We start from the raw sequence: 6512 nt of genomic DNA, 5'->3' as shown, positions 1-6512 counted from the left end.
GCGCTGTTCCGCGACAGCCAGCGTGACAAACACGCCGAGGCACCACAGGCCGCAGAATAAACCAACCAAAACACAAACAATCAAAGCGCCGCCCAAAAGGGCGGCGCTTTTGCGTGTCGCATCCTGCAAGCACATATCGCTATCAGAGAGGTCAGCGCGCCGCGAATCCGTCATTGTGGTTTCAAGATGGAGGATTGCCCTTTGAATATTCGAACCCAATCACGTTCCGGAGGCCGCGCGGCGCGGCGCGCGCAACGCACAGCTCCGAATTTTGAAATGCTGCCCGGCCTGACCCGCGCCATCCCCGAATGCGAGGTGATGGACGGCAGCCAGGTCGAGATGATCGACAATGCCGCCATGGACATTCTGGAAAATGTCGGCGTTCAGTTCCGCGACCCGATCGCGTTGGAAGACTGGAAGAAGGCCGGTGCCAAGGTAGACGGAGAGCTGGTCTATCTTGACCGCAACATGGTGCGCGAGCTGATCTCGACTATTCCGGCACAGTTCACCTATCACGCGCGTAACCCGGCCAATAACGTCAAGCTGGGCGGCAAGCATTCGGTCTTTGTGCCGATGACCGGCGCGCCTTTCCTGCGCGATCTGGACGATGTGCGCCGTAACCCGCTGCTGGAAGATCTGGCGATGTTCCACAAGCTCAGCCATATGATGCCCGCGCTGCACAGTTCGGCCCACCATATCGTCGAGCCTTATGATCACCCAATCAGCCAACGCCACCTGCGCATCACCTACTCGTCGATGAAATACTCGGACAAGATGTTCATGGGCATGACCACCTCGCCCAAGAATGCCGAGGACGTGATGGATATGTGCGCGATCCTGTTTGGGAATGAGTTCATCGATAGCCACCCCGTGACCACCGGCAACTGCAACGGCAACAGCCCTCTGGTCTGGGATGAGACGATGCTGGGTGCGATGCGTGCCTTCTGCCGCCGCAATCAGCCAGTCCTCTGCTCACCCTTCGTTCTGGGTGGCGCGAACACGCCTGCCTCTGTGCCTGCCACTGTGGCCCAATTGACAGCCGAGGCGCTGTCTGCGCTGGCCTATACGCAGGTGGTTCGCAAAGGGGCGCCCGCGATCTGGGGTCACTACCTGTCGACCGTGTCGATGAAATCTGGCGCGCCGATGGCGGGTACGCCCGAGATCAGCTTGATGAACTTCATGATCGGTCAGATGGCTCGCTTCTATGATGTTCCCTGGCGGACCTCGAACACGCTGGGCGGTGCCAAGACGTTTGACGCACAGGCTGGCTACGAATCTGCCACGACTCTCAGCGCGGTTCTGCATGCAGGGGCGAACTATATCTGGCACTCGGCGGGCTGGAACGAAGCCGGTATGCATTGCTCGGTCGCCAAGTTCATCGTGGATTCAGAACAATGCGCCATGGCCTATCGCATGGCAGAAGGTCCCAAGTGGGGCGACTTCGATCAGGCACTGGCCGCCGTTCCGGATGTCGGCCCGGGCGGTCACTATCTGGGCCATCCACACACGCAGGACAACTTCCAGACAGCGTTCTTCATGCCCGAGCTCTTCGACAACAACTCGATCGAGCAATGGCAGGCTGAAGGCAGCGTTGAGATCACGGAACGCGCCCTCAAACACGCCAAGAAACTGCTGGCCGAGTATCAGGAACCAAAGCTGGACGAGGCCAAGAACGAAGAGCTTCTGGACTATATCGCGCGCCGGGAACGGGAAATTCCGGCAGCAGATGAGTTGAACCAGACCTACTGATACCAACTCCCCTACTGGCCCGCCCACCATTCAGGGCGGGCCTTTTTTGCAAAACCGCTAAAGCCGCAACAGGCGAGAGAACTAGCTTGTATCAGGCCGCTCGGCGTCGTCAGGCTCGGTTGAGCCCGCCATACTCATTCATCCCGCGCGCGCCATTCTTTCCAACGCAACACGGCATTCGCCCCGATTTCCCGGAATGGCTGGGGCGGCAGGCGTTTGGGGGTGTCTTCGGCTTCGAAAAAACTTGTGATGTCGGAACTGTGGCCGCAGGCCCTCTCCGCCGCTGCGATCCCGGTCAGGGTCCCGCGCGCAGTGCCCAGCCCGTTCTGAACGCAACCGGAATAAACACCCTGCTCGATCTCTCGGGCGACCGAGACGCTATTGAGGCTGAGGCACAGGTGACCGGCCCACTGATGCTCCATCCTCAGCCCCGCCAGTTGCGGGAACCGCTGATCGAACTTGCGCTGCATCACTTTGGCGGCGCGTGCCAGATCGCTCGAGGTTGCTGCCATGCCTGGCCGCAACGCGGCACAGGTCCGGGTGACAATGCGATTGCCGCCCTGCCCGGTGTCGATCCTACGCATGGTCGTTCCCATCGGGTCCGAGGGCGTCACGCCCCAGCGCGGCTGCCCTCCCAAACGGGTCAGCGCATCGGCGTCCAACACGGGCGTCATCGAGGCAAAGAGGAACAGCTGCATCAACCGATCCCGTTCAATCCCGAAGCTTTCCAGATGGCCGTTAACCGTCAGGATAATCTTGCCGGTGCTTACGGTGCCTTTCGCAGTCCGCACCATCCAATCGCTGCCGCGTTTTTCAAACCCCAGAACGGGCGAGTTTTCGAAGATGGCAACGCTATCCCCGGCCAGCCCAGCAGCCAAACCACGAACATAGCCCGCCGGTTGCAGCATGACCGTTCCGGGCGTGAACAGGCCTGATTGATAGTGCCGTGATCCGGTGAGCTCGCGCATCTGCGCGGGGTCCAGCATCTCGCTGGTTTCGCCCAAGGTTTCCAGATGCCGCGCGTAGCTGACATTGTGCGCATGGCCCGTGTCACCAAACGCTCCGTTGACCTTGCCCACTTCGTCGAAAAAGTTGCGGTCGATCTGGTATTGCTCAACGGCGGAACGCGCGAATGCGATGGCCTGCCGGTTGAGGGCGATCATGGTCTTGTCATCGCCCGCTCCGGCATAGTCATCCGATGCCAGGTCGTGCGGCAGATCGATCATGAAGCCCGAGTTTCGCCCCGCGGCCCCTTCGGCCACGCGACCGGCCTCAAGCACGACCACACGCGCCTTGGGGTCCAACTGGGTCAGACGCCGCGCCGCCGACAAACCGGCAAAGCCGGCGCCGACGACCACGACATCAGCCGTCAGGTCCCTATCCAACTCCACCGCGGGCGGTTGGGCGCCGAGGATGGCGCTCCAGGCCGCAGGACCGCGATGGCTTGGCAGTTTGCGTGCTGAGTATGCGCTCAATCGACGGCCTCATCCGCATCATCGGCCAGATCAATCCAGATGGTTTTCAACTGGGTGTACTGATCATGCGCATGGACGGAGTTATCCCGCCCGCCGAAGCCGGACTGCTTGTAGCCGCCAAAGGGCGTGGTGATATCCCCTTCGCCAAAGCTGTTCACGGTCACGGTCCCTGCCCGGATCGCCCGAGCACCCCGGATCGCGCGTTTCGCGTTGGCCGTGAAGATCGAGGCGCAGAGGCCATACTCCGTATCGTTGGCGATTTTGATCGCCTCATCGAAGCCTGAGACCTCAATCACCGACAGGACGGGGCCAAAGATCTCCTCACGCGCCAGAGTGGCGTCATTGCCCGAGACTTCGACGACGGTGGCTTCGACAAACCCTTTTTCGGCTTTGCCGCCAATCACTACGTTCTCGGCCTGATCCAGATAGCCACATACTTTGTTATAGTGCCCTTCGCTGACCAGCGCGCCCATGCGGGTTTCCGGGTCCAGCGGGTCGCCAATGTTCCACTGTTTGGCATGATCGGCGATGCGCTCCAGCAACTCGGCCTTTACATCCTTGTGCACGATCAACCGCGACGAGGCCGAGCAGTTCTCGCCCATGTTCCAGAACGCACCATTGACGATATGCGCGGCCACGCGATCCAGGTTTTCGGCATCATCCATAACAATGGCGGGGTTCTTGCCGCCCATCTCAAGCACCACCTCCTTTGCGTTGCTTTCAGCCGAGTAGGTCAGGAACCGCTTGCCGGTCACGGTCGAGCCGGTGAACGAGACCATGTCGACATCCATGTGCCGCCCGATCGGCTCACCCACTGCGGCACCGCTACCGGGAACGATGTTCAGAACGCCGCGCGGCAGGCCTGCCTCCATTGCCAGTTCGGCCAGACGCAACGCAGTCAGCGTTGTCTCGGCTGCTGGCTTCACAACGACCGAGCAACCCGCCGCCAAAGCCGGTCCGATTTTCCAGGCCAGCATGAGCAGCGGGAAGTTCCAAGGCAGCACCAGACCCACGATACCAATCGGCTCACGCACGACCATGGCGATGTGGTCGTCACTGGCGGGCGAGACCTGATCATAGATCTTGTCGATCGCTTCCGCGTGCCATTTCAGACAGTGAATCGTTTCGGGCACGTCCACGGTTTCGCAGTCATAGATGGTCTTGCCGCTGTCGATGCTCTCCATCACAGCCAGTTCGCGGGCATTGCGGGTTATCAGTTTGCAGAGCCGGATCAACACGTCCTTGCGGTCCGAGGGGTGCAGTTTCGACCACCGCCCATCGTCAAAGGCTTCGCGCGCTTTTTCGACCGCGAAATCAACATCCGCAGCGCCGCAAGCGGCAATATCGGCCAGCTTCTCTCCGGTCGCGGGGTTCACCGTTTCGAACGTCTTGCCTGAGATCGCCGGGCGGTACGCGCCGTCAATGAATGCTCCGGTCGGCAGAGTCAGGTCTGCGGCGATGGATTTGTATTCGTCCTGTGTCAGCAATTCCATGCCTTAGCCCCCAATCTTCTTTTCAGCTACGATATCAGCGATTGTTTTCTTCAACACGCGGGTCACCTGTTCCAGCGCCCGCTTGTCATCCTTGTTCAGCCCCTTCAGCGGAGGCCGCATTGCGCCCGCCTCAATGCCGTTCATGGTGACACCATGTTTGATGGTCTGGATGAACTTGCCGCCCTGCTCCAGCACCCGCATCAGAGGCATCATCGCGCTCATGATCCGGCGGCCTTTGGCGAAATCACCTTCGATCACACATGCGTTGTAAAGCGCCACATGCTCTTCCGGCAGAAAGTTCGACCCACCGCACACCCAGAACGGCGCGCCCCAGGCGAAGAACTCCAACGCCTGATCGTCCATGCCACATCCCAGTTGGATATGCGGGTAGTCGCGCGCCAGCAGATGGACCCGGTTGATATCGCCCGAGCTTTCCTTGATGCCACAGAAATTCCGGCTGCGACCCACACGGTCGAGGAATTCCTCGCCCATCATCGTACCGGTGCGGTGCGGGTAATTGTACAGCATCACCGGCAGGTCAGCGGCCTTGTCTATCGCCAGCGCGTTCAGCGCGTTTTCCCGGTCGGTGGGCACCGAATACGGCGGGCTTGCCAGCAGGATCGAGTCTGCTCCGATCTCACGCGCACCCGAGGCCAGCGCAATCGAGTCCGGTGTCAGCATCGCTCCGGTCCCAACGACCAGAGGCAGACGACCTTTCAACTGCGCATGCGTGAACTTGGCCAGTTCCAGCCGCTCTTCCACGGTCTGGGCATAGTTTTCGCCCGTCGAACCGCCCGAGATCAACCCGTGAACACCACTGGCGATCAGGTATTCGATCACGTCGGACAAAGCGTCCCAATTCACGCTGCCATCCTCGTGATAGGGCGTGACCACAGGGGTGTAGATCCCCTCAAACTTGAAAATCGGGTTCATTCCGTCCTCATGCAGGTTTCGAAAGAGGCGGGACGCCCATCGGGACATCCAGCGCATCAGGCATCACGAACAGCTCAATCTGATCGCGAGACAGGTTCCAGTGGTCCTCGGCCAGCTGCGCAGCAGCCGCCTCATCGCCCGCCTCGATGGCGGCGATGATGGCGTCGTGCTGACGGCTGGCCTCAGACAGGTTTTCGGTCAGACCCGCGTTGCGCGGTCTGTAAAAGGTCATCCCGATCCGGGCATGGTCGATCAAAAGGCGATTGAACGACGGCAACAGATATACATTGCCGGACATCTGCCCCGTGACATCGTGAAACCGGTTATTGGCCAGCGCGCGATCCTCGGCCGAGCCCGACTGCAAAGCCGAACAAAAGGACCTTTGGGCATCTTTCAAGGCGTCAATCTGATCTGGCAGGGCGTTGCGCGCGGCCAGCCGCAGGATGGCGCCATACACCATCGGGGCCGCCAGAAAGAAATCGCGCAGCGTGGTATGCGACATCTCGGAGACGCGCGTGCTGCGATTTGCGCGCTGGTCCAGATATCCCTCGCCGGCCAATTGCCGGAACACTTCGCGCAGCGGGGTGCGCGACAGGCCGAATGCCTCGGACAGATGCGCCTCATCCAGATCCACGCCGGGTTGTAGCCTCAAGGTCAGAATCGAGACCTTGAGGTGTTCTGCAAGCTCAGATTTGCGCGAACGCGCCTCGTCCTTCATCCGCCTATCCCTTTGTCGCAGCCGCTTGGCGAATCGAGATCGCCCAGCCACGGGTGTTGTATGCGATTAAAATACAACTTGTATACAATTAATTTTCGTGCAGCATAGGCAACCTGCGAATAATGTCGAAACCACCCAACAGCC

The 6512-nt window shown here is 60.3% G+C and carries 5 protein-coding genes; 1 reads left to right on the top strand and 4 read right to left on the bottom strand.

All coding sequences use genetic code 11. The features are described from left to right. The first annotated feature begins 201 nt into the window (after positions 1 to 201). Complete coding sequence (locus tag ACR0C3_RS22475; RefSeq protein ID WP_480760614.1) at positions 202 to 1749, top strand: trimethylamine methyltransferase family protein; 1548 nt, start codon at positions 202 to 204, stop codon at positions 1747 to 1749. A gap of 134 nt (positions 1750 to 1883) precedes the next feature. Here ACR0C3_RS22475 and ACR0C3_RS22470 read toward each other — a convergent pair whose 3' ends face one another. The 4 genes from ACR0C3_RS22470 to ACR0C3_RS22455 are packed head-to-tail and all read right to left on the bottom strand — an operon-like array spanning position 1884 to position 6368. Beyond that, the gene (locus ACR0C3_RS22470; RefSeq protein ID WP_480760613.1) at positions 1884 to 3224 is read right to left on the bottom strand and encodes an NAD(P)/FAD-dependent oxidoreductase; all 1341 of its coding nucleotides are present in this window, start codon (positions 3222 to 3224) and stop codon (positions 1884 to 1886) included. Continuing rightward, positions 3221 to 4717 (bottom strand): aldehyde dehydrogenase, encoded by a 1497-nt coding sequence (locus tag ACR0C3_RS22465; protein ID WP_480760611.1) that lies wholly within the window; start codon positions 4715 to 4717, stop codon positions 3221 to 3223. Before ACR0C3_RS22465 ends, ACR0C3_RS22470 begins: the two co-directional genes overlap by 4 nt. 3 nt (positions 4718 to 4720) lie before the next feature. After that, complete coding sequence (locus ACR0C3_RS22460) at positions 4721 to 5650, bottom strand: dihydrodipicolinate synthase family protein (protein ID WP_170484568.1); 930 nt, start codon at positions 5648 to 5650, stop codon at positions 4721 to 4723. 7 nt (positions 5651 to 5657) lie between these two features. Beyond that, positions 5658 to 6368 carry a GntR family transcriptional regulator gene (locus tag ACR0C3_RS22455; RefSeq protein ID WP_425085702.1) on the bottom strand — a complete coding sequence of 237 codons (711 nt, stop codon included), beginning with the start codon at positions 6366 to 6368 and terminating at the stop codon, positions 5658 to 5660. Positions 6369 to 6512 lie beyond the last annotated feature (144 nt).

Source organism: Ruegeria sp. CK3 (assembly GCF_056536565.1).
The sequence above is the reverse complement of the archived record's forward strand: the minus strand, read 5'-3'. Positions and strand labels throughout refer to the sequence as shown.

Excerpts from the sequence above, each read along its gene's own strand:
- ACR0C3_RS22465 (WP_480760611.1), bottom strand. The coding sequence starts at position 4,717 with ATGGAATTGCTGACACAGGACGAATACAAATCCATCGCCGCAGACCTG.
- ACR0C3_RS22460 (WP_170484568.1), bottom strand. The coding sequence starts at position 5,650 with ATGAACCCGATTTTCAAGTTTGAGGGGATCTACACCCCTGTGGTCACG.
- ACR0C3_RS22455 (WP_425085702.1), bottom strand. The coding sequence starts at position 6,368 with ATGAAGGACGAGGCGCGTTCGCGCAAATCTGAGCTTGCAGAACACCTC.